This is a genomic window from Stenotrophomonas sp. 28608_Sma (assembly GCF_056486185.1).
In genome coordinates this window covers 3,227,317-3,253,670 of the sequence record NZ_CM151308.1, presented here as the reverse complement: position 1 = coordinate 3,253,670, position 26,354 = coordinate 3,227,317, and the positions used below count along the sequence as shown (strand labels likewise).

Below are 26,354 nucleotides of genomic sequence, written 5' to 3'. Positions count from 1 at the left end.
GATCAGATCTCGCCGGCGCGCTTGCGCAGGCGGATGGCAAGGAAGATGAACACTGCACCGACGACGGCGCCGATCCACAGCTCCGGCATCGCCAGCGACTTCAGCTGCGAGGCGGGGGACATCAGGCTGACGACCGAGTCCAGATCGCGGCGCGATGCTTCGTCGGCGCCGAGGCGATACAGCAGGTCCATGCCGGGCACGCCGCCCAGCAGCAGGCGGCCGACGATGTTCTGCCAGAACCAGCCGGTGGTCAGGCCGAACAGCGGCATCATCTTGGTGGAGCTGACAATGATGCCGGCAAACAGCGGCAACATTACCGCCCACAGGAACGGCTTGCTCCTGGCCCATGCCGAGCACAGCAGCAGCCAGCCGGCGGTGGGCAGGGTCCACAGGGCATAGACCGGAATCCAGGCCAGGTGTCCAGCGGCCAGGGTCAGCGGGCTGGCCGGGCCCCAGATCAGGGTCATCGGGCTGCCACCGTGCAGCAGCGCGACGGCACTGATGATCAGCATGAAGCCGAACATGGTGAGGATGCCGGCGATGACCGCGATCAATGGTGCCACGATCAGTGCGCTGATCACCTTGGACAGCACGGTCTGCGTGTCCGACAGCGGCAACGACTTCCAGAACAGGATGCTGCGGTCACGACGATCGTCGTAGAGGGCGCCCAGGCAGTAGAAGAACACGACGAAGGCCAGCACCACGAACGGCCAGCTTGAACTGAGTACCAGAGTCAGATCCAGGCCGTTGCCAAGATCAGCAAGGTCCTTGGCACTGATGTCACGGGTGAGCAGGGCCAGGTTCAGGCCGTTGATGTTCACGTTCTCGCCATCGATGTGCAGGCCGCCGTCGCGTGCTGCACGGTTCAGCGCGAACAGGCCGAAGGCAATGCCGGCGATGCTCATCACCAGTGAGATCAGGCCCGCGATTAACGGGGCATACAGGAAGCCGCCGCGGTTCTCCCAGTACTCGCGCTTGAGCAGCCAGCGCAGGGTGCCGATCGGGCTGATGGGGTGGTTGACGGCATTCATGCGTAGGTCCCCTTCATGATGGCGACGAACAGGTCGGCCAGGCCCGGGATGCGGGTCTCGCCGAGAGAGGAAAGCTGGGTGCGCGGCACGCCATCGAACAGCATCACCGTCTTGCCGAACGCCAGGCTGCGCTCGTCGATCGGCTTCAGGGCGCGCGCGGTGTCCAGCTGGTCGGCATTGACCAGCAGCTCGGTATAGCGCTGGCCGACGTCGTCCATTTCCGCGTCGAGCACGATGCGGCCATCGCGGATGAACATCACGTCGCTGAGGATGTGCTCGATCTCCTCCACCTGGTGGGTGGTGACGATGATGGTTTTCTGTTCGTCGAAGTAGTCTTCCAGCAGGCGCTGGTAGAACTCCTTGCGGTACAGGATGTCCAGGCCGAGGGTCGGCTCGTCCAGCACCAGGATGCGGGCATCGATGGCCATCACCAGCGCCAGGTGCAGCTGCACGATCATGCCCTTGGACAGCTCGCGCACGCGCTGCTTCGGCTGCAGCTTGGTGTTGGCCAGGAAGCGCTCGCAGCGGGCGCGGTCGAAGCGCGGGTGGACGCCGGCCACGAAATCGATCGCCTCGCGCACCTTCAGCCAGCGCGGCAGCACGGCGACGTCGGCGATGAAGCAGATGTCGTTCATCAGTTCGTCGCGGTGCAGTCGCGGGTCGCGGCCGAGCACGCTCAGTTCACCCTCCACCGAGGTCAGCCCAAGAATGGCCTTCAGCGCGGTGGTCTTGCCGGCGCCATTGGGCCCGATCAGGCCGACGATGCGTCCGCTTGGAATGCTGAAACTGGCGTTGTCGAGGGCGACCGTGGTCTTGTAGGCCTTGCGCAGGCCTCGGGCGGTGATGACCGACTCACTTGCAGTGCTATTCATCAGACTTTCCCCTGGGGCAGCAATTCGTCGAGGCTCAGGCCCAGGCGCTGGATGCGCTCCAGAACCGCCGGCCATTCTTCGTTGAGGAAACGGTCGCGCTCGCTGCTGCGCAGCTGCGTGGCCGCCTGCTCGGTCATGAACATGCCCAGGCCGCGGCGCTTCTCGACCAGGCCTTCGTCGGCCAGCTCCTGGTAAGCGCGCGAAACGGTGATGGGGTTGAGTTGATAGTCGGCGGCCACCTGGCGCACCGAAGGCAGGGCATCGCCCGGCTTGAGGATTCCGTCGAGCATCATGGCGATCACGCGCTCCTTCAACTGACGGTAGATGGGAGCGCCGTCGCTCCACTGGATGTCGCTCATATTCAGCTCCGTGGGGTCAGCGGCTGGGCGAACGAGAAATACGGCATGGACAGCGCGCTGTGCAGCCGACGCGGGGGAGGGGGGGAGGAGGAGGGGGCGTTCCCTGCGGGGGAGAGAGTCGCGTCCTGCGCACTTTCAGCAGCGGCGGAAACAGGGGCGGTGGGCGTGGCCCACCAGGCCAGCACGAGCAGGGTCGAAACAGCGACGGCCGCGGGTGCGGTGAGGTTGCGACGGATCCGGACGTTCATGGCTTCCCCCTGTCTCAGATGACTGGTGTTGTATGCAACTATAACACCGGCACGCCTACGTGCAACCCCTTGCCGTCCCCAACTGATGGCAGGGGTGGTCAGATTGCTGAAACATCCCTCTAGTCGATTGATTTAAAAGGGAAATGAATCTTCTGCAGGGGGCTTTTCGGGGCGGCCTTCCATTCAGTGATGTCCATGCTATGTCATCACTGCGCCTTCGATGGCGCCCGGGCAGCACATTCGCCACGCCGCGCAAAGCCCGGGATGGACCTGTGCCACAGGGGCTCCAGAGCCCGGTGCTATAGTTCGGCCGATTCCCGGCCAGCACTGGCCGGGCCTTGTGAATGGCTACCGCGGACCGCCTCTGATGCCCCTGCCGACCGTTTCCCCGTGCCGCCTGCGCGGCCTGTCCCTGCTGGCCCTGATGGTGGCCGGCGCCGCCGGTTCCGCCAGTGCGCTGGCGGCCGACCTGCTCGATCTGGAATACCGGCCGTTGGCCAGCAAGCAGCAGGTGAATCTGCAGCAGCGCTATCACGGGCAGGTGCTGCTGGTGGTCAACACCGCCAGCAAGTGTGGCTACACGCCGCAGTACGAAGGGCTGGAGGCGCTGCAGAAGCGCTATGCAGGCCGCGGTTTTGCGGTGCTGGGCTTTCCTTCCAATGACTTCAAGGGCCAGGAACCGGGTGACGAGAAGCAGATCCAGGACTTCTGCACCCTGACCTACGGCGTCAAGTTCCCGATGTTCGAGAAGGTGCATGTGGTCGGCACGCAGGCCACGCCGCTGTACCAGCGGTTGACCGTAGCGACCGGCGTTGCGCCGGCCTGGAACTTCCACAAGTACCTCGTGGGCCGCGATGGCAAGGTCATTGCCCAGTTCGCCAGCAAGGTGACGCCGGACGATCCGCAGCTGACCGCGGCCATCGACAAGGCGCTGGCGGCAGCCGCCACGCATTGATATCCAGCACGCATGCCTCGACATCGACGGCATGCGTGCGACAATGTTTCTTTTCGCGCCGACGTCGGCGCCCAGACACTTCCAGGAATGCAGCGAATGAAGATGGGAATGCGCGGCGCCGCGGCGTCGGTTCTGATTCTGGCGATGGGCACTTCGGGTGTCGCTCTGTCGCAACAACCGGCTGCCCCCGCAGCCGCCAAGGAGACCGCAACCTTGAATTCCCCCAAGCAGAAGCTCGGCTACGCCATCGGCCTTGATGTCGCCAAGTCGTTCACCCCGATCGCCGATGAGATCGATGTGGCCGCCCTGCGCACCGCCGTTGAGCGTTCGTTCGAGGGCCTGCAGCCGCAGATCACCCAGGAACAGGCCAAGGCCACCGATGCCGCCCTGCGCCAGGTCGTGATGGCCCGCAGCGGCCAGCAGGTGCCGGGCGTGGCACCGGGCTCGCAGCCGCCGAAGGTCGACCGCGTCAAGGTGTCGCAGATGATCGGCTCCTACTCGGTGGGTCCGTCGCTGGCGCAGCTGAAGGACGATATCGATGTCGCCTCGTTGTTTGACGCAATCAGCACCGGCCTGACCAAGGGCCAGCCGAAGATGACGGAAGCTGACGCGACCGCCACCATCCAGGCCTTCATGGGTGCCAAGCAGGCTGAAATGCAGGCCAAGGCCGCCCAGGCTGCGCAGACCAACCGCACGGAAGGCAACGCATTCCTGGCCAAGAACAAGACCCAGCCGGGCGTGGTGACCACCTCGTCGGGCCTGCAGTACCAGGTGATCCGCCCGGGTAGCGGCGAGCGCCCGCTGCCGAGCAGCAAGGTGCGCGTGAACTACGAAGGCAAGCTGCTCAACGGCACCGTGTTCGACAGTTCCTACGGCCGCCAGCCGGCCGAGTTCGGTCTGGACCAGGTGATCAAGGGCTGGACCGAAGGCGTCGCGCTGATGCCGGTCGGTTCGAAGTACCGCTTCTGGATCCCGGGCGAACTCGCCTACGGTGAGAACGGCACCCCGGGCGGCCCGATCGGCCCGAACGCGACTCTGACGTTCGACGTCGAGCTGCTGGGCGTTCTGCCGTAAGTCATTCAGGAGCGAATACGGATATGCGCGTTGCGATTTTTGGTACCGGCTACGTTGGACTGGTGACCGGTACCTGCCTGGCCGATGTTGGTCATCAGGTGGTCTGTGTCGATATCGACCAGGCCAAGGTGGATGGCCTCAACCAGGGCATCATCCCGATCTATGAACCCGGCCTGGAGCCGATGGTGAAGGCCAACCATGCCGCAGCGCGGCTGGCGTTCACCACGGATGCCGCGGCCGCCATCGATCACGGCCAGGTGGTGTTCATCGCCGTTGGTACGCCGCCGGACGAGGATGGCAGTGCCGATCTTCAATACGTGCTTGCCGTAGCCCGAACCATTGGTCGGCACATGAGTGTGCCGACCGTGGTGGTGAACAAGTCGACGGTGCCGGTCGGCACCGCCGACAAGGTGCGTGCCGCCATTGCCGAAGAGCTGGCCGCGCGTGGCGCGGACATCGCCTTCGACGTGGTGTCCAACCCGGAATTCCTGAAGGAAGGCGATGCGGTTGCGGACTGCATGCGCCCGGACCGCATCATCATCGGTGCGGCGAACGAAGAGTCGGTGGCGGTGATGCGTCGCCTGTACGCGCCGTTCAACCGCAACCACGACCGCGTGGTGGAAATGGACGTGCGTTCGGCCGAACTGACGAAGTACGCCGCCAATGCGATGCTGGCGACCAAGATTTCGTTCATGAATGAAATCGCCAACATCGCTGAACGCGTCGGTGCCGATGTCGAGCAGGTCCGCCAGGGCATTGGTTCGGATCCACGCATCGGCTGGCACTTCATCTATCCGGGTGCCGGTTACGGCGGCTCGTGCTTCCCCAAGGACGTGCAGGCATTGGCCCGTACCGCCCAGCAGTATGGCCTTGAGCCGAAGCTGCTCAATGCGGTTGAAGCGGTCAACGATGCGCAGAAGGGCCATCTGTTTGCCCTCATCCAGCGTCATTACGACAAGGGCGAGGACGAGGGCGTGCGTGGAAAGACCTTCGCCGTATGGGGTCTGGCCTTCAAGCCGAACACCGACGACATGCGTGAGGCCTCCAGCCGTCGACTGCTGGCGCAGCTGTGGGAAGGCGGTGCGACGGTGCGTGCCTACGATCCGGAGGCGATGCACGAGTCGCAGCGCATCTTCGGCGAACGCGATGACCTGGTGTTCTGCAACAGTGCCGATGAAGCGCTGCAGGGTGCCGACGCGCTGGTGGTGGTGACCGAGTGGAAGCAGTTCCGCAGCCCCGACTTCCAGAAGCTGCGCGAGCAGCTGAAGGATGCGGCGGTGTTCGACGGCCGCAACCTGTATGAGCCGGGCGAAGTGGAAGCCGCAGGTCTTGCGTACTACGGCATTGGCCGGGGGCGCTCGTTGCATGTCTGATCTGCCCACTGAACGCGAGCAGGCGCTGGAAGCGCGCCTGGTCGAGCTGGAAATGCGCGTGTCCTTCCAGGAACAGGCGCTGGCCGAGCTGAGCGACGCGCTGGCTGATGCCCGCATGCAGGGCATGCGCAACGCCGATGTGCTGCGCGTGCTGCTGGAAGACCTGGGCAAGGTCCGCAACGCACTGAATTCTTCCGATCCGGCGAGCGAACCGCCGCCGCCGCACTACTGATCCGAATCCTATGAGCGATACCCTCCGCGACCAGCTGATGGGCCTGGGCTTCAAGCCCGCGCCCAAGCCCGAGCGCAAGAATGATGGCCCCCGCCGTGATGGCCGCCCGCAGGGCAAGGGTGGCAACGGCAACGGCAATGGAAAGCCGCAGGGCGCAGGCAAGGGCGAGCACAAGCCCGGTGAGCGTCGTGGGCAGGGCCATGGCGCGGGCAAGCCCGGCGGGCATGCGCGCGGTGGCCAGAGCCAGCAGGGCCCGCGCAAGCCGCGCAGCACCGAAGAGATGGATCTGGCCAAGGCCTATGCCATCCGGGCGCAGCGGGAGAAGGAAGAGCGCATCGAGACCGAGCGCCTGAAGCAGGAAGAAGCACGCGTGCGCCGCGAGGCGAAGGCCAAGCTGGAAGAACTGCTGAAGGACAAGAGCCTCAACGCCGAGGCAGCGGACATCGCCCGCCACTTCCCGTATGGCGGCAAGATCAAGCGCATCTATGTGACCGCCGAACAGCTGACCGCGCTCAATGCCGGTGAGCTGGGTGTGGTCCAGCTCAATGGCCGCTACCTGCTGGTAACGGCCGACGTGCTGGCACAGTCCGAGGCGGTGTTCGCCGCCTCGGTGGCGCTGAAGGTCGATCCGAATGCGCCGGCCGAGGAAGATCCGTATGCGGATCCGCAGTACCAGGTGCCGGACGACCTGGTCTGGTAAAGGCGCAACCACCGCGGACGGCATTGCCCCCGCGGTTGGGGGGAAGGGATGACCGCTGATCCAAGCCGTGGCTACGTGCCGCACATTGACGGCCTGCGCGCGATTGCCGTGCTGGCCGTCATCGTGTTCCACCTGGACCCGGCCTGGTTGCCGGGCGGGTTCACCGGCGTAGACGTGTTCTTCGTCATTTCCGGGTTCGTGGTCAGCGCATCGGTGCACCGGCTGCCGTCGTTGTCGCTGTGGCAGTCGATGCTGCGCTTCTATTCGCGCCGCATCCGCCGCATCGCACCTGCGCTGATCAGCTGCCTGCTGTTGACCGCTGTCGGCAGCGTGCTGTTCATTCCCGAGTCCTGGCTCAGCGAGGCCAGTGACAAGACCGGGCTGATGGCATTCTTCGGCTTCAGCAACTGGGTGCTGGCGCTGATCGGCAACGATTATTTCGCGCCCAAGGCCGAATTCAATCCCTATACCCATACCTGGTCGCTGGGCGTGGAGGAACAGTTCTACCTGCTGTTCCCGCTGCTGTTCCTGGCCTGGGCGCGCGGCGCGCGCGGGCGTTGGATCAGCCTTGGCCTGTTTGCCGTGGTCAGTGCGGCGTCACTGCTGCATTCGGCGGTGCTGGGCCTGCGCGAGGCACCGCCATCGTGGGCGTTCTACGCCACCACTACGCGGCTGTGGCAACTGGGCGTTGGCGTACTGCTGTTCCAGTTGCTGCATGTTCGCCAGCCAGTGGATGCGGTGACGACGACTGCACTGAAGCGCGCTGCGCCCGTGTTCTCGCTGCTCGCGATGGTGGCGCTGGCCTTGCTGTGCTGGGCATTGTGGACCGCACGGGCCGGACGTTCGCCGTGGCCTGATGGCCTGCTGCCGACCTTTGCTGCGGCAGGCCTGCTGTGGGCGCTGCATCATCATCCCCGGTCCTGGGTGGCACGCCTGTTGGCCAGCAGGCCGATGCGCTCCATCGGCCTGCTGTCGTACTCGCTGTATCTGTGGCACTGGCCGGTATTCGTGCTGATGCGCTGGACCGTGGGCCTGCAGACACCCCTGCAGATGAGCGCTGCGATGGCGCTGGTGCTGCTGCTGTCGTGGTTGTCGTGGCGCTGGGTGGAGCAACCGTTCCGGGGCCCCTTGGCGCAGCATCTGCGCCCGGGTCGCTGGGTGCTGGCAGGTTCGGTTGTGCTGCTGGTCGCGGCCGGCACCCAGACGCTGCTGTACCTGCAGGCACCGCGGATATCACTGAGCACGGTCAGTCGGCATCCCGGCGACTGGTATCCCAACGGCAAGAGCGTGGCAGGCGACTATCCCGACTGCAGCCTGGTGACCACCAAGCGACGCTTCGAAGGTGGCAGCATGCGGACCTATGCGCGTGGTGACTGCGATCGGCCGGTGCCTGCCGGTGCGCCGAAGCAGGTGTTCGTTGCTGGCGATTCGCATGCAATGGCCTACATCGAGCTGCTGCAGCGGCTGGCGCTTGAGAGTGGCTCGGAGGTGATTCTCTACGGTCGTGGTGGATGCCCGCAGGTGAGCCTGCAGAAGTGGCGCGGCGCGGGTGCCGGTTGCAGTGATTTCGACGCAGCGATGCTCGCCGATGTCACGCAGCGTGCGCAGCCAGGTGATGCCGTGGTGCTGGTGTCGCTGCGGATACCGCGCTTGTCCGATCAGTTCGTATTGTTCGATGCGCAGGCGCAGCTGGCGGGCGAGCTGACCCCGGAAGCCACTGCAGGACGCGAGGCCGAAGTGGCCGAGGCGATCACCCAGTGGAAACCGTTGGCCGAGCGCGGTGTGCGAATTGTGCTGGAGGCGCCCAAACCGGTGCTGCCGGCGCCGCCGTATCGCTGTTCGGACCGCTTCAACGCGCGCAACGAGATCTGCCGCAATGGCCTGGACAGCACGCGTGAGGCGATGGAAACGCTCCGTGCGCCGATGCTGGGCAGCCTGCAGCAGGTGGTCGATGGCCTGCCAGGGGGTGTGCTGTGGGATCCGATGCCGGTGCTGTGTGATGACGTGCTGTGCCCGGCGCAGCGCGATGGCCGGCCGTTGTTCTTCGATGGCGATCACCTCAGCGCGCATGGCAACCGTGTGCTGCTGCCGTCGCTGCAGCAGGTACTGCTGCAGCAGTAGGACCGCGCCGGCGTCAGGCCTTGAAGCGGCTCCGGCGTGCGCGGATCAGTGGCAGGCTCGGTGCGAAGAAGCACAGCGGTGCGCCGACCAGGGCAAACGACACCGGACGAGAAACCGTCAAAGTCCAGCGCAATGATGAAGCGAAAAGGGGACGGAGGGGATTAAGTCGTTTGTGCCCAAAACGACTTAATCCCCTCCGTCCCCTTTTTGTGTCATTCGGGGTCGTAGTCGAGGTTGGAGGCCAGCCAGCGCTCGGCCTGGGCGCGGTCCACGCCCTTGCGGCGGGCGTAGTCGCTGACCTGCTCGCGGCTGAGGCGGCCGACCACGAAGTACTGGCTCTGCGGATGGCTGAAGTAGTAGCCCGAAACGGCCGCCGTAGGCAGCATCGCGAAGCTCTCGGTCAGTTCCATGCCGGCGTTGGCTTCGGCCTGCAGCAGGTCGAACAGGCGTCGCTTTTCGCTGTGCTCCGGGCAGGCGGGGTAACCCGGTGCCGGGCGGATGCCACGGTACTCCTCGTCGATCAGCGCCTCGTTGTCCAGCGTCTCGGCATGGTCGTAGCCCCAGAAATCGATGCGCACGCGCTGGTGCAGGCGCTCGGCCAGCGCTTCGGCGAAGCGATCGGCGAGGGCCTTCAGCAGAATCGCGTTGTAGTCATCGTGGTCGGCTTCGAAGCGCGCTACGTGCGCGTCGATGCCGATGCCGGCAGTGACCGCGAAGGCGCCGATCCAATCCTGCTTGCCGCTGTCGGCCGGGGCGATGAAATCGGCCAGGCAGAAATCCGGGCGCTCGGCCGGCTTGTCCACCTGCTGGCGCAGGAAGTGCAGGGTGGTCTCGCCCTGCGGGTGCTGCACGCGCACGTCGTCGCCGATGCTGTTGGCCGGCCACAGGCCGAACACGGCCTTGGCGGTCAGCCATTTCTCATTGACGATGCGCTCAAGCATCGCGCGGGCGTCCCTGTACAGATCGCTGGCCTGGGTGCCGACGATTTCGTCGGTGAGGATGGCCGGGAACTTGCCGGCCAGCTCCCAGGCCTGGAAGAACGGCGTCCAGTCGATGTAGTCGACCAGTTCGGCCAGCGGGTAGTCGTCAAATACGTGCAGGCCGGGCTGGTTCGGTGCCGGCGGCGTGTAGGTGTCCCAGCCGCCCTGGAACTTCTGCCCACGCGCGTGTTCCAGCGAAACCAGGCGCTTGGCATCGCCACGGTTGCGATGGCGCGCGCGGATCTCGGCATAGTCGGCCTCGTTGGCGGCTACGAAGGCCTCGCGCAGGTCACGCGAGATCAGCGACTGGGCCACGCCGACCGCGCGCGAGGCGTCCTTCACCCACACCGTGGGCGCCTTGTAATGTGGGTCGATCTTCAGCGCGGTGTGCGCGCGCGAGGTGGTCGCTCCACCGATCAGCAGCGGCAGGTCGAAGCCCTGGCGCTGCATCTCCCGGGCCACGTGGCTCATCTCTTCCAGTGATGGAGTGATCAGGCCGGACAGGCCGATCAGGTCGGCGTTGTGCTCGCGCGCGGCATCGAGGATCTTCTGCGCCGGCACCATCACGCCAAGGTCGACCACCTCGAAGTTGTTGCAGGCCAGGACTACGCCGACGATGTTCTTGCCGATGTCATGCACATCACCCTTCACCGTGGCCATGATGATCTTGCCGTTGCTCTTGGCGGTGTCGCCACTGCGCGCCTTCTCGGCCTCGATGTAGGGCAGCAGGTAGGCCACGGCCTTCTTCATCACGCGCGCGGATTTCACCACCTGCGGCAGGAACATCTTGCCGGCGCCGAACAGGTCGCCGACCACGTTCATGCCATCCATCAACGGACCTTCGATCACGTCCAGCGGGCGGCTGGACGCCTGCCGGGCCAGTTCGGTGTCTTCTTCCACGAAGGCATCCAGGCCGTGCACAAGCGCGTGCGCCAGGCGCTGCGCCACCGGCTTCTCGCGCCAGGCGAGGTCTTCGGTCTTCGCCGCGCCCTTCTTGCCCTTGTAGCGCTCGGCGATTTCCAGCAGGCGCTCGGTGGCATCGCTGCGGCGGTTGAGGATCACATCCTCCACGCGCTCGCGCAGTTCCGGTTCCAGTTCGTCGTAGATCGGCATGGCGCCGGCGTTGACGATGCCCATGTCCATGCCGGCGGCAATGGCGTGGTACAGGAACACCGAGTGGATGGCCTGGCGCACCGTTTCGTTGCCGCGGAACGAGAACGAGACGTTGGAAACACCGCCGGACACATGGCAGTGCGGCAGCGTCTGCTTGATGATGCGGGTGGCTTCGATGAAGTCCACCGCATAGTTGTCGTGCTCTTCGATGCCGGTGGCGACGGCGAAGATGTTCGGGTCGAAGATGATGTCCTGCGGTGGGAAGCCGATCTCGTCGACCAGGATGCGGTAGGCGCGGGTGCAGATCTCGACCTTGCGTGCGCAGGTGTCAGCCTGGCCGCTTTCGTCGAATGCCATCACCACCGCGGCAGCACCGTAGCGCAGCACCTTGCGCGCGTGCTCGCGGAACAGCGCCTCGCCTTCCTTCAGCGAAATCGAATTGACCACGCTCTTGCCCTGCAGGCACTTCAGGCCGGCCTCGATCACGCTCCACTTGGAGGAGTCGACCATCACCGGAATACGGGCGATGTCCGGCTCGGACATGATCAGGTTGAGGTAGCGGGTCATCGCCGCTTCCGAATCGATCAGGCCCTCGTCCATGTTGACGTCGAGGATCTGCGCGCCGCTGGCCACCTGCTGGCGGGCCACGTCCACCGCTTCTTCGTAGCGGCCTTCCTTGACCAGCTTGCGGAACTGCGCGCTGCCGGTGACGTTGGTGCGCTCGCCGACGTTGATGAACAGAAGGTCCGGAGTGATGACCAGAGGTTCCAGGCCGGACAGGCGGGTAGGGCGGACAGGCGTCATGGCAGGCGTCAGCTCAACAGCAATAGGGCGGGAAGTGCGGAACGGTGGCGGCGACATTCATGCGGCCTGCTCCTGGACACCGGGCAGGGCGCGCGGCGGCAGCCCGGCCACGGCCTCGGCGATTGCGCGGATGTGGTCAGGGGTGGAGCCACAGCAGCCACCGACCAGGTTCAACAGGCCATCCTCGGCGAAACCGCGCAGGGTGCTGGCCATGTCCTCGGGCGTCTCGTCGTACTCGCCGAAGGCATTGGGCAGGCCTGCGTTGGGGTGCGCGCTGACGTAGCAGTCGGCGACCTGCGAAAGGGTTTCCACGTGCGGGCGCATCGCATCGGCACCCAGTGCGCAGTTCAGGCCGATCGACAACGGGCGCGCATGCGCGAGCGACGCGTGGAAGGCCTCGGCGGTCTGCCCGGACAGCGTGCGTCCCGAGGCATCAGTGATGGTGCCGGAGATCATCACGGGCAACCTTGCGCCGCGTGCATCGAAGGCCTCCTCCAGTGCATACAGCGCGGCCTTGGCATTGAGCGTGTCGAAGATGGTCTCGACCATGATGGTGTCGGCGCCGCCGTCGATCAGGCCGTCAATGGCTTCGCGGTACGTGTCGCGAAGCTCGTCGAAGCTGGTGTTGCGAAAGCCCGGATCGTTGACATCGGGACTGATCGAGGCGGTGCGGCTGGTCGGGCCGATCACCCCGATCACGAAGCGTGGCTTGCCTGGTGTGGTTGCGGCTACTGTATCGCAGCAGGTGCGTGCCACCGCTGCGCCAGCCTTGTTCAATTCGTACACCAGGTGTTCGAGGTGGTAGTCGGCCTGGCTGACCGACGTGGCGTTGAACGTGTTGGTCTCGACCAGATCCGCGCCCGCTTCGAGGTAGGCGGTATGGATGTCGGCGACGATCTGCGGCCGGGTCAGCAGCAGCAGATCGTTGTTGCCCTTCAGGTCATGCCCTTCCTGCACGGCGTGGTCGCAAGCGGGGCCATGCACATGATCGTAGCCACCGGCGAAGCGCTCGCCGCGGTAGTCGTCTTCCTGCAGGCCATGGCGCTGGATCATGGTGCCCATCGCGCCGTCGATGATCAGGATCCGCTCGCGCAGGGCGTCGAGCAGGGCGTTGGCACGATCAGGATGCAACCAGGGCAGGGCAGGCATGGCGATCTCGGGCTCAGGGCTTGTTGGCGATCAGCGAAATCACTTCGAAGTGCGGCGGACGCTTTTCGCGGGTGACCGTCTCCAGGCTGGACACCTGCAGGCCGGCCTTGTCGACGAACCTGCGCAGCTCCTTGTCGCTGAAGCCGAGGTTGACGTGGCCGTAGGCCTCCACCGCCGCCTTGTGCTCGTGGCGGGCCAGGCTGCACAGCAGCAGGCGGCCGCCGGAGCGCAGCACGCGCGCGGCTTCGGTCACCGCCTGCGCCGGTTTGCTGGCGTAGGTCAGCGCATGCATCAGCACCACCAGGTCGAAGCTGCCGTCCTTGAACGGCAGCGCATGCATGTCGCCCTCGCGCACTTCCACATTGGGCAGGCGGCGCAGGCGCTCGCTGGCGGCGGCAACCACGCGCGCGCTGGTATCGATGCAGATGTAGCGCTTGGCATGCGGGGCGACGAGTTCGGCCAGCACGCCGTCACCGGAGGCGATGTCCAGCACGTCGCCGGTCTCCAGCAGCGGCAACGCGGTACGCGCCAGGGCTTCCCAGGTGCGGCCGGGAGAATAGTGGCGCTCCATGTCGCCGGCCACGCTGTCGGCCCAGTTCTGGTCGGAGGCACGGTGGGCCAGCACGGCGGCGACACGTTCAGCGTCCTGCCGCAGCAACGGGTCGTCGCTTCCATTGCTCAAGGCATGCCACAATGCACGCTGCGCCGGGTCCAGCTGGGCCTCGTCGAAGCGGTAATAGGCCGACACGCCCGCACGGCGGTCGCGGACCAGGCCGGCTTCCTTCAGGCGCGCCAGGTGGGTGGACACCCGCGGCTGTGCCAGCCGGGTGATCGCCGACAGTTCGGCCACGGTCAGTTCCTCCTGCTCCAGCAGCGCCAGCAGGCGCACGCGGGTGGCATCGGCGAACACCTTGAGGCGGGTCGACCAGTCTTCCAGATCCATAAATATCTACCTATCGCGATATAGAGATATATTCGCTGAGAACGCGTGCCGCGGTCAAGTCGCTGGCGTACGGAAACTGGCGGGCCCCGGTACAATCGAGGCACCTGGGCGCGCGGTGCGCGGCCCATAACTTCATGTACCCGGGAGGGTGTTGTGGATTTCAGCTTTACTGAAGAGCAGTTGATGCTGCAGGACGTGGCGCGGCGCATCGCGCAGGAAAAGATCGCCCCCAGCGCGGAGCACCATGACCGCACCGGCGAGTTCCCGCTGGACAACATCCGCCTGCTGGGCGAAAACGGCCTGATGGGCATCGAAGTGCCGACCGAATACGGTGGCGCGGGCATGGACCCGGTGGCGTACGTGTTGGCGATGGTGGAGGTCGCCGCCGCCGACGCAGCCCATTCGACCATCATGTCGGTCAACAATTCGCTGTTCTGCAACGGCATTCTCACCCACGGCACCGAGGAACAGAAGCAGAAGTATGTGCGTGCCATCGCCGAAGGCGAGGCCATCGGCGCGTTCGCGCTGACCGAGCCGCAGTCCGGTTCGGACGCCACCGCCATGCGCTGCCGTGCAGTGAAGCAGGCCGATGGCACCTTCGTCATCAACGGCAAGAAGAGCTGGATCACCTCCGGCCCGGTGGCCAAGTACATCGTGCTGTTCGCAATGAGCGAGCCGGACAAGGGCGCGCGCGGCATCACCGCCTTCATCATCGATACCGACAAGGCGGGCTTCGGTCGTGGCAAGACCGAGCCCAAGCTCGGCATCCGTGCCTCGGCCACCTGCGAGATCGAGTTCAACGATTACGTGGCACAGGCTGAAGACGTGCTGGGCCAGGAAGGCGAGGGCTTCAAGATCGCCATGAGCGTGCTCGATGCTGGCCGCATCGGTATCGCCTCGCAGGCCATCGGCATCGCCCGTGCCGCCTATGAAGCGACCCTGGAGTACGTGAAGGAGCGCAAGGCGTTCGGCGCGGCCATTGGTACCTTCCAGATGACCCAGGCCAAGATCGCCGACATGAAGTGCAAGCTGGACGCAGCGCTGCTGCTGACCCTGCGCGCGGCGTGGGTGAAGGGCCAGGGCAAGCGCTTCAGCACCGAAGCGGCGGTGGCCAAGCTGACGGCCTCGGAAGCGGCGATGTGGATCACCCATCAGGCCGTGCAGATTCATGGCGGCATGGGATATTCGAAGGAAATGCCGCTGGAGCGCTACTTCCGTGATGCCAAGATCACCGAGATCTACGAGGGCACCTCGGAAATCCAGCGCCTGGTGATCGCCCGCAACGAGACCGGGCTGCGCTGAGTTCGACCGGCCGCGCCGCTGCAACGGCGGCGCGGCCAGTAGATCCACGCCATGCGTGGATACACGGTCTTCTTGGCCGAGCGATACCCGATCTGGTCCAATGCAAGCCGGTTTTTACGCGGTCTGCAAAGATGATCTATCGAGGTTGGGGATTCATGACGCTGGTGACGCCGATTGCAGCCATCCTGCTGCTGGCGTACTTCTTTCCGCATGAAGGCTCCAGGGGCAACACGCCGCTGCCCCAGGTTCTGTTGGGTGCAGGCATCGGCGCAGCGGTGAACGTATTGCTGGGTTTGTGGCTCAACCGTGCGCCCCGGCAGAAGGGTATGGCTGCACCCCATCATTTCTTCTTTGTGCCGATGCAATGGGCGGCATTGGCTCTCGTGGTGGTATGCGTGGTGGTTGCGCTGCTGCGCTGAGACGCCGGCTTGGCATGCGCCAACCTTGGTTGGCATGGATCCAGCGGCGCCAACCAAGGTTGGCGACTACCGGCTTCATGGCACGAATGAAAAAGGCCCCGGATCGCTCCGGGGCCTTTTCGTTTCAACCCACCGCCGGATCAACGATCCGGGCGGTGCGCGGCTTCGGCGTCGCGCTGGCGCTCCATGAATTCCTTGGAGGACTCATCCAGCTTGTCACCCAGCATGCGGCGCACGACCACGAAGAACACCGGGATCATCAGCAGGCCGAGCAGGGTGGCGAACAGCATGCCGCCGATCACGCCGGTACCGATGGCGTGGCGGGAATTGGCGCCGGCGCCGGTGGAGATCGCCATCGGGATCACGCCCATGATGAACGCGAACGAGGTCATCAGGATCGGGCGGAAGCGCAGGCGGGCCGCTTCGATGGTGGCATCGCGCAGGGTCTTGCCTGCTGCGCGCTGTTCCACCGCGAACTCGACGATCAGGATCGCGTTCTTCGCGGCCAGGCCGATCACGGTGATCAGGCCGATCTTGAAGAACAGATCGTTCGGCAGGCCACGCAGCATCGACAGGCCGAGGGCGCCAAGCACGCCCAGCGGCACCACCAACAGCACCGCCACCGGGATCGACCAGCTTTCATACAACGCGGCCAGGCACAGGAACACCACCACGATCGACAGCACCAGCAGCAGCGTCGCCGCGTTGCCGGCCAGGATTTCCTGGTAGGACATGCCCGACCAGTCGTAGCCGAAGCCAGCCGGCAGATCGTCGTTGACGATGCCTTCCATGGTCTGCATCGCCTCACCCGAGCTGGTGCCCGGTGCCTGCGAGCCGACGATGTTGATCGCCGAGTAGCCGTTGTAGCGGCTCAGCGACGGCGGTGCCGACACCCATTCGGACTTGACCACCGTATTGAGCGGGATCATCGAACTGGTGCCATCGGCGTTCTTGGTCAGGCTGGAGGGACTGTAGAAGCTCTTCAGCGATTCCTGGCCGGTGCGGTACGGACCATCGGCCTGCATGGTCACGCGCTTGATGCGGCCTTCGTAGAAGAAGTCGTTCACGTACACCGGGGCCAGCATCAGCTGGATGGTGCTGTACACGTCCGACACCGACATGCCCATCGACTGCGCCTGCACGCGGTCGACATGCAGCTGCAGCTGCGGGGCGTTTTCCAGGCCGTTCGGGCGTACGCCCACCAGGTGGTCGGGCTTCTGCGCAGCCTGGCCAAGCAGGATGTTGCGGGCCTGGGTCAGCTGCTCGTAGCCGGCACCGCTGCGGTCCTGCAGCCACATGTCGAAGCCGCCGAACTGGCCGAGGCCCTGCACGGTGGGCAGGTTGACCACGAAGATCTGCGCTTCCTTGATGCCGTAGAACGCGCCGTTCATGTTCTGGATGAACTCGGGCGCGGTGAACTTGCGTTCCTCCCATGGCTTCAGGCGGATGAAGCCCATGCCCACGTTCTCGCCGGAACCGACGAAGCTGAAACCGGCCACCTGCAGCATGCCTTCATAGCCGTCCTGCTTTTCCAGGATGCCACGCATCTGCGCGAACACTTCGTTGGTCTGGCCCTTGGTCGAGCCCGGCGGCAGCTGCACGATCGCCAGCGCATAGCCCTGGTCTTCTTCCGGCAGGAAGCTGCCCGGCATGCGGGTGAACAGGAAGCCGCACAGTGCGGTCAGCACCACGAACAGGATCATCCAGCGCGGTGCATGGCGCACCGCCGAAGTGATGTGCCCCACATAGGTATGGCTGATCTTGTCGTAGTACTTGTTGAAGGTGCGGTAGATGATGTTCGGGTTGTCGTTGTGCGTCGGCTTGAGGAAGGTCGCGCACAGCGCGGGGGTGAAGCCCAGAGCCAGGAACGCCGAGAACGCCATCGAGATGGCGATGGTCAGCGCGAACTGCTTGTAGATTTCACCGGCGGCGCCGCCCTGCAGGGCGGACGGGATGAACACCGCGGCCAGTACGACGGTGATCGCCACCACCGCGCCGGTGATCTGGGTCATCGCCTTCTGCGTGGCCGGCTTCGGCGCCAGGCCTTCCTCGGTCATGATGCGTTCGACGTTCTCGATCACCACGATCGCGTCATCGACCACGATGCCGATCGCCAGCACCATCGCGAACAGGGTCAGCTGGTTGATCGTGAAGCCGATCATCCACATGCCCAGGAAGGTGCCGAGCAGGGCCACCGGGATGACCAGGGTCGGGATCAGCGTGGCGCGGAAGTTCTGCAGGAAGATCAGCATCACCAGGAACACCAGGAACACTGCTTCAAACAGTGTCTTGACCACTTCCTGGATGGAGATCTTGACGAAGGTGGTGCTGTCGTACGGCGAGAACCAGGTCACCCCGGACGGGAAGCTGGGCTGCAGCTCGTCCATCTTGGCGCGCACCGCATCGGCCACGTTCAGGGCGTTGGCGCCCGGCAGCAGCTGGATGGCGAAGGCACCGGTCGGCTTGCCGTTGTACTGGGTGTCGAAACCGTAGTTGTTGGCACCGAAGGCGACGCGGGCGATGTCCTTCATCAGCACCCGCGAACCGTCCGGATTTGCCCGCAGGATGATGTTCTCGAACTCCTGCGGCGAACTGAAGCGGCCTTCAGCCGAGACCGTGGCGGTGAAGTGCTGGCCTTCCGGCGACGGGTCCGAACCCAGCGCACCGGCGGCGAACTGCACGTTCTGCGCGCGCACCGCCGCCAGCACCTGGCTGGCCGACAGGCCATAACCCTGCATCTTCTCCGGGTTGAGCCAGATGTTCATGGCGTACTCGGAACCGAACTGCTGGGTGCTGCCGACGCCGGGAATACGCGAGACCTGGTCGAGCACGCGCGAACCAACGATGTCGTTCAGCGCATCACGGTTGATGGTCGGGGTATCGGACTGCAGCGCCACCACCATCAGGAAGCCGGCGTTGGCCTTGGCCACCACCACGCCCTGCTGGGTCACTTCCGAAGGCAGGCGTGGCGTGGCCAGCGAGACCTTGTTCTGCACCTGCACCTGGGCGATGTCCGGATCGGTACCGGTCTCGAAGGTCAGGGTGATCTGCGCACGGCCGTTGGAGGCGGACGATGAGCTGAAGTACAGCAGGTGATCGATACCGGTCAGCTGCTGCTCGATCACCTGGGTGACCGATTTCTCGGTGGTGTCCGCACTGGCGCCCGGGTAGGTCGCCGAGACGGTGACCTGCGGCGGGGCGATGTTGGGATAGGACTCCACACCCAGGTTGAGGATCGCGATCACGCCGCTGAGCGAGATCAGGATCGCAACCACCCAGGCGAAGACTGGATGTTCGATGAAAAATTTAGGCATGACGGAAGGTTCCCGTTACTGCTTGTTCGAATCGGTGGCGGCCGGCTTGGCCGCATCGGCCTGCTCGGGCTTGGCCGCGTCGGCCGGTGCCTTGCCAGCAGCCGGTGCGGTGCCCGCCGGAGCGGCGCCGCCCGCGGCCGGCTTGTCGTTGGCGTCCTGCCCCGGGGTCCACGGCTTGGCCACCGCCGGCGCACCTTCCTTGACCTTCTGCACGCCGGCCACGATCACCTTGTCACCGGCGGCCAGGCCGTCGCTGACCAGCCAGTTGCCGTTCTGCGCGCCATCGGTCTTCACGTTCTTGCGCACCACCTTGCCGTCGGCACCGACCACCATCACGTAGCCGCCGGTGGTGTCGCGCAGCAGCGCCTGCTGCGGCACCAGGTAGGCGTTGTTGCGCTCGCCGAGGTTGGCCTGGAAGCTGACGAAGGCGCCGGGCAGCAGGATCTGCTGCGGGTTCGGCAGCAGCGCACGCAGCGACACCGCGCCGGTGGCCGGGTCGACCGTGGTCGAAGAGAAGTCCAGCGTGCCCGGCTCGCTGTAGGTGCTGCCGTCGGCCAGCTTGACGTTGACCGTGGCCTTGCCGTCACCGGACAGCGCCAGCGCACCCTTGGCCTGCTGCGCGCGCAGCTGGGTCAACTCGTCCACGCTCAGCGAGAAGTTCACGTACAGCGGGTCGAGCTGGTCGACGGTGGTCAGCAGGGTCACATCGCCTTGGCCGACCAGCGCGCCTTCGGTGACCTGCTGCTTGTTGGCCACACCGCTGATCGGCGCGGTCACTTCGGTATAACCCAGGCTGATGCGCGAAGAGGTCACCGCCGCTTCGGCCTGCTTGACCGCGGCCAGCGCGGTGCGCTCGGCCGATTCGGCGTTGTCCAGGTCGGACTTGGAGACGAACTGCTGCGGCGCCAGCGAACGCGCGCGATCCGCGGCCACCTTGGCATTGGCGTAGGTGGCGCGGGCCGAGGCCAGCTGGGCCTCGGAGGCATTGAGCGAAGCACGCAGCGGCGCCGGGTCGATCAGGAACAGGGGCTGGCCCTGCTTGACCTGCGAGCCTTCCTGGTAGACGCGCTTGAGCAGTACGCCCGGCACGCGCGCACGCACGTCGGCGCTGCGGAACGGCGACAGGCGGCCGACCAGCTCACGCTGCAGCGGCAGGGTCTGCGGCTTGGCGTCGATCACGCCCACCTCCGGCGGCGGGGGCGTCTGCTGTTCCGGCTTCTTGCAGGCAGCCAGCGCGACAGCAACGGCGCACGTCAAGGCAAGGGTGCGGAGTGGGGCGGTCATCAGGAGGAACTCCGGGGTTGGTTTGAAGACGGGGCCGCCGACGGCTGAGGCGCGAAGGCGCGCAGGAAGCTGTCGACGGAGAACTCTGCCCACCGCCGACGCAGCTGCGCGTCATCACGATGGGGGGTATGGAAACGCTGTTTGTCGAAATCCTGACCGGCGATCATGCTCAGCAGCAGTTCGGCCATGAAGTGCGGGTCGTCATGCCGGAGCTGGCCACGCATGCAAACGGTTTCAATCCATTCAGCAAGATGAAGCGTCAGCGCGCCGGCGCCATGCCGGTACAGCGTACGCGCCTCTTCGGGAAACTGGGCCGCGTCGGCGGCGATCAGCCGACAGGCCTGCCCTACGTGCGGTTGGTTGAAATGCTCCAGGAAGTCGGTGGCGAACTGGAGCAGGCTGGCACGCAGGTCGTCAGTGCGGAGTGCACGAACCATGGCTCCGGTAGCGTGGCCGACATGGCGCTGCATCACCCGGCGCAGCAGTTCCTGCTTGTTGCCGTAGCGCGAGTACAGGGTCTGCTTGGAACAGCCGGCATGCTGGGCCACCGCGTCCATGCTCATCTGCATGCCCTGCTGGGCCAGCAGCTCGCGCACGGCATCGAACACGCGCTCATCGCGTGCGTCGAGGGCAACGGGGAGGTAGGCCGGGTTCACGCGGTGGACTATACCGTCCAGTTCAGGATTGTGGAATCGAATCGGCGTCGCCGCGTGTGTCTTCCGGTAACACGCTTTGCCGATCCTGTCGGCAGTGCTGAAGCGGGCGCCAGCACCATACCGGTGCGAACTGAATAGGCGTCTAAACCGCAGCAAACCCGAATCTGGTTATTCCGTCCTGCAGCAAGGCCTTTTCGTGCGGTAGGGCTACAATTTCATTTTCCCAACTGAGCAAGCGCATCGCTCTGCCATGAAACCGCAAAAAACCGCAGCCAAGACCGTGAAAAACAAGACCAAACCAGCAGAGTCGGAGGTCGCAGTGACCGCTGGTTTCTCCCTGGAGCCGGTGTACACGGCATTGCGCAAGCGTTACCCCGCGGCCGCACAGGCCGAAGCGGTGGCCTTCGCCACTGACTTCTACAAGCGCATGGAGTCGGACGAGTTCCCGCACCACAGCGCTGAAGAGTGGGCCGCTCTCGCGGCTGAGACGCTGGAATTCGCCCGTGCCCGCAAGGCCGGCAAGGCCAACGTCCGCGTGTTCAATCCGACCGCGAAGGCCAACGGTTGGGAATCGCCGCACACCGTGCTGCAGATCGTCAACGACGACATGCCGTTCCTGGTCGACACCGTCACCATGTCGCTGGCCGAACAGGGCGTGGGCGTCCACGTGCTGGGCCACCCGGTGCTGCGCTTCACCCGCGACAAGGCCGGCAAGCTGGTCAAGGTCGGCGAGGGTGATGCCGAGTCGGTGATGCTGCTGGAGATCGACCGCCAGCCGGCCGAAGCCATGGCGGCCATCGAGCAGGCCATCAGCAAGGCGCTGGACGAAGTGCGTGCGATCGTGCGCGACTGGCAGCCGATGAAGGACAAGGCGCTGGCGCTGGCCGACGACCTGGGCAGCCGCCAGCTGCCGGTCGACGACGCGTCGCGCAAGGAAGCACAGGAATTCCTGCGCTGGGCCGCCGACAACCACTTCACCTTCTTCGGCTACCGCGAGTACCGCGTCGAGAAGCAGGGCAAGGAAGAGGTGCTGGCGCCGCTGAACGATACCGGCCTGGGCCTGATGCGCGGCAAGGACAAGTCCGCCGCCCGTCCGGTCAAGACCCTGGCCGCGCAGGGCCTGAACACCACGTCCGGGCTGAAGGACGCGCTGATCCTGACCAAGACCAATGCCCGTTCGCGCGTGCACCGCGCCGGCTACATGGACTACATCGGCGTGCTGGAATTCGACGCCAAGGGCAAGATCATCGGCGAGCAGCGCTTCCTCGGCCTGTTCACATCCAGCGCCTACAACCGTCGCCCGTGGGAAATCCCGCTGGTGCGCCAGCGCCACGAGCACGTGATGAAGCAGTCGGGCCTGGCCTCGGCCAGCCACAGCGGCAAGGCCCTGCGCCACATCCTGGAAACCCTGCCGCGCGAAGAACTGTTCCAGTCCAGCGAGGACGAACTGTTCCGCACTGCCATGGGCGTGCTGGGCCTGCAGGAGCGCGTGCGCAGCCGCCTGTTCCTGCGCCGCGACAAGTACAGCCGTTTCATCTCCGCGCTGGTCTACCTGCCGCGTGAGCGCTTCAACACCGACGTGCGCCTGCGCATCGAAGCGATGCTGAAGGACGCGCTGCACGGCGAATACGTGGACAGCTCGGTGGTGCTGGGCGAATCGCCGCTGGCCCAGGTGCACCTGATCGTGCGCCCGAAGCCGGGCGAAATGCTGGACGTCGATACCGCCGAACTGGAGCAGAAGCTGGCCCAGGTGCTGCGCAACTGGCAGGACGACCTGCGCGAAGCGCTGGTGACCCGCCATGGCGAAACCGAAGGCCTGCGCATCGCTGCCCGCATCGGCAGGGCACTGCCGGCCGGCTACATCGAAGACAACAGCACCGCCGTTGCCGCCAACGATGTCAGCCAGCTCGATGCCCTGACCGGCCCGGACGACCTGCGCCTGAGCCTGCAGGCGGTGCCGCGTGAATCTGGTGATGGCCTGCGCCTGAAGCTGTATCGCCAGCTGGATGACATCCCGCTGTCGGACGCGCTGCCGATGATGGAAAACATGGGCCTGCGCGTGATCGCCGAGCGTCCGTACCGCCTGTCGGTCGACAACGCGCCGGTGTATGTGCAGGACTTCGAGGTCGAGTCGACCGCCGGCGCGATCGATGCCGCCAGCGTCGATGAAGCCTTCGGCGAGACCTTTGCCCGCGTCTGGCACGGCGATGCCGAGAACGACGGCTTCAACCGCCTGGTGCTGGCTGCCGGCCTGCACTGGCGCCAGGTCGCCATGCTGCGTGGCTACTGCAAGTACCTGCTGCAGACCGGCGTGCCGTTCTCGCAGGCCTACGTGGAAGGCACCTTCGCGCGCTACCCGCTGCTGGCCCGACTGCTGGTCGAGCTGTTCGAAGCGCGCTTCGATCCGGCAACCGGCCACGAGAGCAAGGACGACATCGCCGCCGGCCAGGCCCAGCTGAAGGCCCACTTCGATGTGCTGACTGCTGGCGACGACGCCACCCTGAAGGTGCTCAAGACCGTGGTCGACGCCCGCAAGGGTGACCGCGACGCGCAGATGCAGGCTGCGCGCGATGCGCTGCTGAAGCTGATGGACCGTGTGTCCAGCCTGGACGAGGACCGCATCCTGCGCTCGTTCATGGGCGTGATCGACGCGACCCTGCGCACCAGCTACTACCAGACCGATGCCAACGGCCAGCACGGCCATGTCATCAGCTTCAAGTTCGATTCGGCACTGGTGCCGGACCTGCCGAAGCCGCGCCCGTACCGCGAGATCTTCGTCTACGGCCCGCGCGTGGAAGGTACCCACCTGCGCTTCGGCGCGGTCGCCCGTGGTGGCCTGCGCTGGTCGGACCGTCGCGAAGACTTCCGTACCGAAGTGCTGGGCCTGGTCAAGGCGCAGATGGTCAAGAACACCGTCATCGTGCCGGTCGGCGCGAAGGGCGGCTTCTTCGCCAAGACCCCGCCGGTGAACGGCGACCGCGACGCGATCTTCGCCAACGGCGTGGCCTGCTACAAGCTGTTCATCCAGGGCCTGCTGGACATCACCGACAACATCGTCAACAACAAGATCGTGCCGCCGGTGGATGTCGTGCGCCACGACATGGACGATCCGTACCTGGTGGTGGCTGCCGACAAGGGCACCGCGACCTTCTCCGACATTGCCAACGGCCTGGCCATCGCGCACGGCTTCTGGATGGGCGATGCGTTCGCCTCTGGTGGTTCGGTGGGTTACGACCACAAGGGCATGGGCATCACCGCACGCGGTGCGTGGGAGTCGGTCAAGCGCCACTTCCGTGCGCTGGGCCGTGACAGCCAGAGCCAGGACTTCACCGCGGTCGGCGTCGGCGACATGTCCGGCGACGTGTTCGGCAACGGCATGCTGCTGTCGCGCCACATCCGCCTGGTCGCCGCGTTCGATCACCGCCACATCTTCCTGGACCCGAACCCGGATGCAGCTACCACGTTCGTCGAACGTGAGCGCCTGTTCACCGTGCCGCGTTCGAGCTGGGCGGACTACGATGCCAAGCTGATCAGCAAGGGTGGCGGCGTGTACCCGCGCAGCCTGAAGTCGATCGAGATCACCCCGCAGGTGCGTGAAGTGCTGGGCCTGGACGAGAACGTCAAGGCGCTGTCGCCGAACGACCTGATGAGCGCGATCCTGAAGGCACCGGTCGACCTGCTGTGGAACGGCGGCATCGGTACCTACGTGAAGGCTGCCAGCGAGCAGCACAGCGATGTCGGCGACCGCGCCAACAACGCGCTGCGCGTGAACGGTGGCGAGCTGCGCTGCAAGGTGGTGGGCGAGGGCGGCAACCTGGGCATGACCCAGCTGGGCCGCATCGAAGCTGCCCAGGCAGGCGTGCTGCTCAACACCGACTTCATCGACAACTCGGCCGGTGTCGACACCTCCGACCACGAAGTCAACATCAAGATCCTGCTCAACGATGTGGTGCGGGCCAAGAAGCTGACCGTCGAGCAGCGCAACAAGCTGCTGGCTTCGATGACCGATGAAGTCGCCGAGCTGGTGCTCAACGACAACTACCGCCAGAACCAGGCGCTGAGCCTGATGGAGCGGATGGCGGTCAAGCGGCTGGGTTCCAAGCAGCACTTCATCCGTACCCTGGAGCAGCAGGGCCTGCTTGATCGCCAGATCGAGTTCCTGCCGTCCGATGCCGAGCTGTCGCAGCGCAAGGCACGCGGCCAGGGCCTGACCCGTCCGGAGCTGTCGGTGCTGCTGTCCTACTCCAAGCTGGTGGCGTTCGCCCAGCTGCTGGATTCGGACATTCCGGAAGATCCGTACCTGTCCAAGGAGCTGCAGCGCTACTTCCCGACCCCGCTGCAGAAGAAGTACGCCGACGCAATGGAGCGTCACCGCCTGAAGCGCGAAATCATCGCCACGGCCGTGACCAACCAGACCATCAACCGCATGGGCGCCACCTTCCTGATGCGCATGCAGGAAGACACCGGCCGTTCCATCGCCGAGGTCGCCAAGGCCTACACCATCAGCCGTGAAACGCTGGATGCGCGCGCGCTGTGGGCGCAGATCGATGCCCTCGACGGCAAGGTGCCGGAGTCGGTGCAGATCGATGCACTGGAAGTGATCTGGAAGCTGCAGCGCTCGTTCGTGCGCTGGCTGCTGTCGCGCCCCGGCGCGATGCCGGGCATCACCGAAGCGGTCAACCGCTACCAGGGTCCGTTCAACGACATCCGCGTTGCTTCGGGTGTGCTGCCGGATTCGCAGCGTCCGACCTACGAAGCCCTGGTGGCCGAGTGGAAGGAAAAGGGCCTGCCGTCCGCGCTGGCGCAGCAGCTGGCCGAACTGCACTTCCTGGAGCCGGCGTTCGACATCATCGAACTGGCCCGCACCCGCAAGCTGAAGCCGGTGGACGTGTCCAAGGTCCACTTCCGCCTGGGCGACGCCCTGCAGCTGCCGTGGCTGTTCGAGCAGGTCGACGCGCTGGAGGTCAATGGCCGTTGGCACGCCGTGGCACGTGGCGTGCTGCGTGACGAGCTGGCCGCCAACCACCGCAACCTGGCGGGCCAGGTGCTGGGCACCAAGGGCAGCAGTGCTGAAGCGAAGGTGGCGGCCTGGATGGGGCGCGACGACAACAGCCTGCGCTTCACCCTGGCGATGCTGGCCGAACTGGCCGAGCAGAAGACCCTGGACTACCCGACCGTCTCGGTCGCGGTGCAGCGCCTGGGCCAGCTGGCCGCGCATGGTGCGTAAGTGATGTAACGCCGGGCCACGCCCGACACGTGTAGAACAGAACGGCCCCGCGAAAGCGGGGCCGTTCTGTTTTGCGGCGCATGCCTGGGACGGGTAGTGCCGGCCGCTGGCCGGCAACCCCATGGACCTCCCCGCAGATAGGCGGTTGCCGGCCAGCGGCCGGCACTACCGGGTATGCTCTTGCTGGCACACCCACCC

Annotated in this window: 19 protein-coding genes; 9 read left to right on the top strand and 10 right to left on the bottom strand. The window is 65.5% G+C overall.

The window, feature by feature from the left end:
• Nucleotides 1-2 precede the first annotated feature (2 nt).
• From ACZLHH_RS15460 to ACZLHH_RS15445, 4 genes are read right to left on the bottom strand one after another with little or no spacing between them, the layout of a single operon-like run.
• On the bottom strand, nucleotides 3-1,031 hold the full coding sequence (locus ACZLHH_RS15460; protein WP_049463148.1) for an ABC-2 transporter permease: 1,029 nt from the start codon (nucleotides 1,029-1,031) through the stop codon (nucleotides 3-5).
• Complete coding sequence (locus ACZLHH_RS15455; RefSeq protein ID WP_032130455.1) at nucleotides 1,028-1,903, bottom strand: ABC transporter ATP-binding protein; 876 nt, start codon at nucleotides 1,901-1,903, stop codon at nucleotides 1,028-1,030. The genes ACZLHH_RS15460 and ACZLHH_RS15455 overlap by 4 nt, the downstream gene beginning before the upstream one ends.
• The gene (locus ACZLHH_RS15450; protein ID WP_006453095.1) at nucleotides 1,903-2,262 is read right to left on the bottom strand and encodes a GntR family transcriptional regulator; all 360 of its coding nucleotides are present in this window, start codon (nucleotides 2,260-2,262) and stop codon (nucleotides 1,903-1,905) included. Before ACZLHH_RS15450 ends, ACZLHH_RS15455 begins: the two co-directional genes overlap by 1 nt.
• A gap of 2 nt (nucleotides 2,263-2,264) precedes the next feature.
• On the bottom strand, nucleotides 2,265-2,510 hold the full coding sequence (locus ACZLHH_RS15445) for a hypothetical protein (RefSeq protein WP_080355172.1): 246 nt from the start codon (nucleotides 2,508-2,510) through the stop codon (nucleotides 2,265-2,267).
• Nucleotides 2,511-2,877: 367 nt separating this feature from the next.
• On the opposite strand from ACZLHH_RS15445, the gene ACZLHH_RS15440 reads away from it, so the two are divergent.
• From ACZLHH_RS15440 to ACZLHH_RS15415, 6 genes are all read left to right on the top strand, one after another.
• On the top strand, nucleotides 2,878-3,465 hold the full coding sequence (locus ACZLHH_RS15440; RefSeq protein ID WP_049463149.1) for a glutathione peroxidase: 588 nt from the start codon (nucleotides 2,878-2,880) through the stop codon (nucleotides 3,463-3,465).
• Between the two features lie 96 nt (nucleotides 3,466-3,561).
• The gene (locus ACZLHH_RS15435) at nucleotides 3,562-4,539 is read left to right on the top strand and encodes an FKBP-type peptidyl-prolyl cis-trans isomerase N-terminal domain-containing protein (protein ID WP_019337358.1); all 978 of its coding nucleotides are present in this window, start codon (nucleotides 3,562-3,564) and stop codon (nucleotides 4,537-4,539) included.
• A 23-nt stretch (nucleotides 4,540-4,562) separates the two neighbouring features.
• Nucleotides 4,563-5,912, top strand: a complete 1,350-nt coding sequence (locus ACZLHH_RS15430; RefSeq protein WP_032127659.1) for a UDP-glucose dehydrogenase family protein — start codon at nucleotides 4,563-4,565, stop codon at nucleotides 5,910-5,912.
• Nucleotides 5,905-6,144 (top strand): SlyX family protein, encoded by a 240-nt coding sequence (locus ACZLHH_RS15425; protein WP_019660397.1) that lies wholly within the window; start codon nucleotides 5,905-5,907, stop codon nucleotides 6,142-6,144. The genes ACZLHH_RS15430 and ACZLHH_RS15425 overlap by 8 nt, the downstream gene beginning before the upstream one ends.
• A gap of 10 nt (nucleotides 6,145-6,154) precedes the next feature.
• Entirely contained in the window at nucleotides 6,155-6,844 is a 690-nt protein-coding gene (locus ACZLHH_RS15420) for a DUF2058 domain-containing protein (RefSeq protein WP_180845361.1), read from the top strand.
• A 48-nt stretch (nucleotides 6,845-6,892) separates the two neighbouring features.
• Nucleotides 6,893-8,965, top strand: a complete 2,073-nt coding sequence (locus ACZLHH_RS15415; RefSeq protein WP_071227455.1) for an acyltransferase family protein — start codon at nucleotides 6,893-6,895, stop codon at nucleotides 8,963-8,965.
• A 212-nt stretch (nucleotides 8,966-9,177) separates the two neighbouring features.
• Here the strand turns inward: ACZLHH_RS15415 and metH are convergent, their stop codons facing one another.
• The 3 genes from metH to ACZLHH_RS15400 are packed head-to-tail and all read right to left on the bottom strand — an operon-like array spanning nucleotide 9,178 to nucleotide 13,954.
• Nucleotides 9,178-11,862 carry a methionine synthase gene (gene metH / locus ACZLHH_RS15410; protein ID WP_180845360.1) on the bottom strand — a complete coding sequence of 895 codons (2,685 nt, stop codon included), beginning with the start codon at nucleotides 11,860-11,862 and terminating at the stop codon, nucleotides 9,178-9,180.
• A 57-nt stretch (nucleotides 11,863-11,919) separates the two neighbouring features.
• Nucleotides 11,920-13,011, bottom strand: coding sequence for a homocysteine S-methyltransferase family protein (locus ACZLHH_RS15405; RefSeq protein WP_049422067.1), 1,092 nt, complete (start codon nucleotides 13,009-13,011; stop codon nucleotides 11,920-11,922).
• A gap of 13 nt (nucleotides 13,012-13,024) precedes the next feature.
• Nucleotides 13,025-13,954, bottom strand: a complete 930-nt coding sequence (locus ACZLHH_RS15400; protein ID WP_032127664.1) for an ArsR/SmtB family transcription factor — start codon at nucleotides 13,952-13,954, stop codon at nucleotides 13,025-13,027.
• A 153-nt stretch (nucleotides 13,955-14,107) separates the two neighbouring features.
• Between ACZLHH_RS15400 and ACZLHH_RS15395 the strand changes: the two genes are divergently transcribed.
• Both ACZLHH_RS15395 and ACZLHH_RS15390 read left to right on the top strand, forming a co-directional pair.
• Complete coding sequence (locus ACZLHH_RS15395; RefSeq protein ID WP_180845359.1) at nucleotides 14,108-15,256, top strand: acyl-CoA dehydrogenase family protein; 1,149 nt, start codon at nucleotides 14,108-14,110, stop codon at nucleotides 15,254-15,256.
• A gap of 155 nt (nucleotides 15,257-15,411) precedes the next feature.
• Nucleotides 15,412-15,675 (top strand): hypothetical protein, encoded by a 264-nt coding sequence (locus tag ACZLHH_RS15390; protein WP_080355173.1) that lies wholly within the window; start codon nucleotides 15,412-15,414, stop codon nucleotides 15,673-15,675.
• Nucleotides 15,676-15,815: 140 nt separating this feature from the next.
• Here the strand turns inward: ACZLHH_RS15390 and ACZLHH_RS15385 are convergent, their stop codons facing one another.
• Genes ACZLHH_RS15385 through ACZLHH_RS15375 form a run of 3 tightly spaced genes read right to left on the bottom strand, consistent with a single transcriptional unit; the run spans nucleotide 15,816 to nucleotide 20,929 of the window.
• The gene (locus ACZLHH_RS15385; RefSeq protein WP_180845358.1) at nucleotides 15,816-18,989 is read right to left on the bottom strand and encodes a multidrug efflux RND transporter permease subunit; all 3,174 of its coding nucleotides are present in this window, start codon (nucleotides 18,987-18,989) and stop codon (nucleotides 15,816-15,818) included.
• 15 nt (nucleotides 18,990-19,004) lie between these two features.
• Nucleotides 19,005-20,273: an efflux RND transporter periplasmic adaptor subunit gene (locus ACZLHH_RS15380; RefSeq protein ID WP_478478681.1), complete on the bottom strand. Its 1,269-nt coding sequence runs from the start codon at nucleotides 20,271-20,273 to the stop codon at nucleotides 19,005-19,007.
• Nucleotides 20,273-20,929, bottom strand: coding sequence for a TetR/AcrR family transcriptional regulator (locus ACZLHH_RS15375; protein WP_032127669.1), 657 nt, complete (start codon nucleotides 20,927-20,929; stop codon nucleotides 20,273-20,275). The genes ACZLHH_RS15380 and ACZLHH_RS15375 overlap by 1 nt, the downstream gene beginning before the upstream one ends.
• A gap of 250 nt (nucleotides 20,930-21,179) precedes the next feature.
• On the opposite strand from ACZLHH_RS15375, the gene ACZLHH_RS15370 reads away from it, so the two are divergent.
• The gene (locus ACZLHH_RS15370; protein WP_180845356.1) at nucleotides 21,180-26,156 is read left to right on the top strand and encodes an NAD-glutamate dehydrogenase; all 4,977 of its coding nucleotides are present in this window, start codon (nucleotides 21,180-21,182) and stop codon (nucleotides 26,154-26,156) included.
• Nucleotides 26,157-26,354: the final 198 nt, after the last annotated feature.

What these genes read in the sequence shown, in the direction of transcription:
- ACZLHH_RS15460 (WP_049463148.1), bottom strand. Translation starts at nt 1,031, where the DNA reads ATGAATGCCGTCAACCACCCCATCAGCCCGATCGGCACCCTGCGCTGG.
- ACZLHH_RS15455 (WP_032130455.1), bottom strand. Translation starts at nt 1,903, where the DNA reads ATGAATAGCACTGCAAGTGAGTCGGTCATCACCGCCCGAGGCCTGCGC.
- ACZLHH_RS15450 (WP_006453095.1), bottom strand. Translation starts at nt 2,262, where the DNA reads ATGAGCGACATCCAGTGGAGCGACGGCGCTCCCATCTACCGTCAGTTG.
- ACZLHH_RS15445 (WP_080355172.1), bottom strand. Translation starts at nt 2,510, where the DNA reads ATGAACGTCCGGATCCGTCGCAACCTCACCGCACCCGCGGCCGTCGCT.
- ACZLHH_RS15440 (WP_049463149.1), top strand. Translation starts at nt 2,878, where the DNA reads ATGCCCCTGCCGACCGTTTCCCCGTGCCGCCTGCGCGGCCTGTCCCTG.
- ACZLHH_RS15435 (WP_019337358.1), top strand. Translation starts at nt 3,562, where the DNA reads ATGAAGATGGGAATGCGCGGCGCCGCGGCGTCGGTTCTGATTCTGGCG.
- ACZLHH_RS15430 (WP_032127659.1), top strand. Translation starts at nt 4,563, where the DNA reads ATGCGCGTTGCGATTTTTGGTACCGGCTACGTTGGACTGGTGACCGGT.
- ACZLHH_RS15425 (WP_019660397.1), top strand. Translation starts at nt 5,905, where the DNA reads ATGTCTGATCTGCCCACTGAACGCGAGCAGGCGCTGGAAGCGCGCCTG.
- ACZLHH_RS15420 (WP_180845361.1), top strand. Translation starts at nt 6,155, where the DNA reads ATGAGCGATACCCTCCGCGACCAGCTGATGGGCCTGGGCTTCAAGCCC.
- ACZLHH_RS15415 (WP_071227455.1), top strand. Translation starts at nt 6,893, where the DNA reads ATGACCGCTGATCCAAGCCGTGGCTACGTGCCGCACATTGACGGCCTG.
- metH (WP_180845360.1), bottom strand. Translation starts at nt 11,862, where the DNA reads ATGACGCCTGTCCGCCCTACCCGCCTGTCCGGCCTGGAACCTCTGGTC.
- ACZLHH_RS15405 (WP_049422067.1), bottom strand. Translation starts at nt 13,011, where the DNA reads ATGCCTGCCCTGCCCTGGTTGCATCCTGATCGTGCCAACGCCCTGCTC.
- ACZLHH_RS15400 (WP_032127664.1), bottom strand. Translation starts at nt 13,954, where the DNA reads ATGGATCTGGAAGACTGGTCGACCCGCCTCAAGGTGTTCGCCGATGCC.
- ACZLHH_RS15390 (WP_080355173.1), top strand. Translation starts at nt 15,412, where the DNA reads ATGACGCTGGTGACGCCGATTGCAGCCATCCTGCTGCTGGCGTACTTC.
- ACZLHH_RS15385 (WP_180845358.1), bottom strand. Translation starts at nt 18,989, where the DNA reads ATGCCTAAATTTTTCATCGAACATCCAGTCTTCGCCTGGGTGGTTGCG.
- ACZLHH_RS15380 (WP_478478681.1), bottom strand. Translation starts at nt 20,273, where the DNA reads ATGACCGCCCCACTCCGCACCCTTGCCTTGACGTGCGCCGTTGCTGTC.
- ACZLHH_RS15370 (WP_180845356.1), top strand. Translation starts at nt 21,180, where the DNA reads ATGAAACCGCAAAAAACCGCAGCCAAGACCGTGAAAAACAAGACCAAA.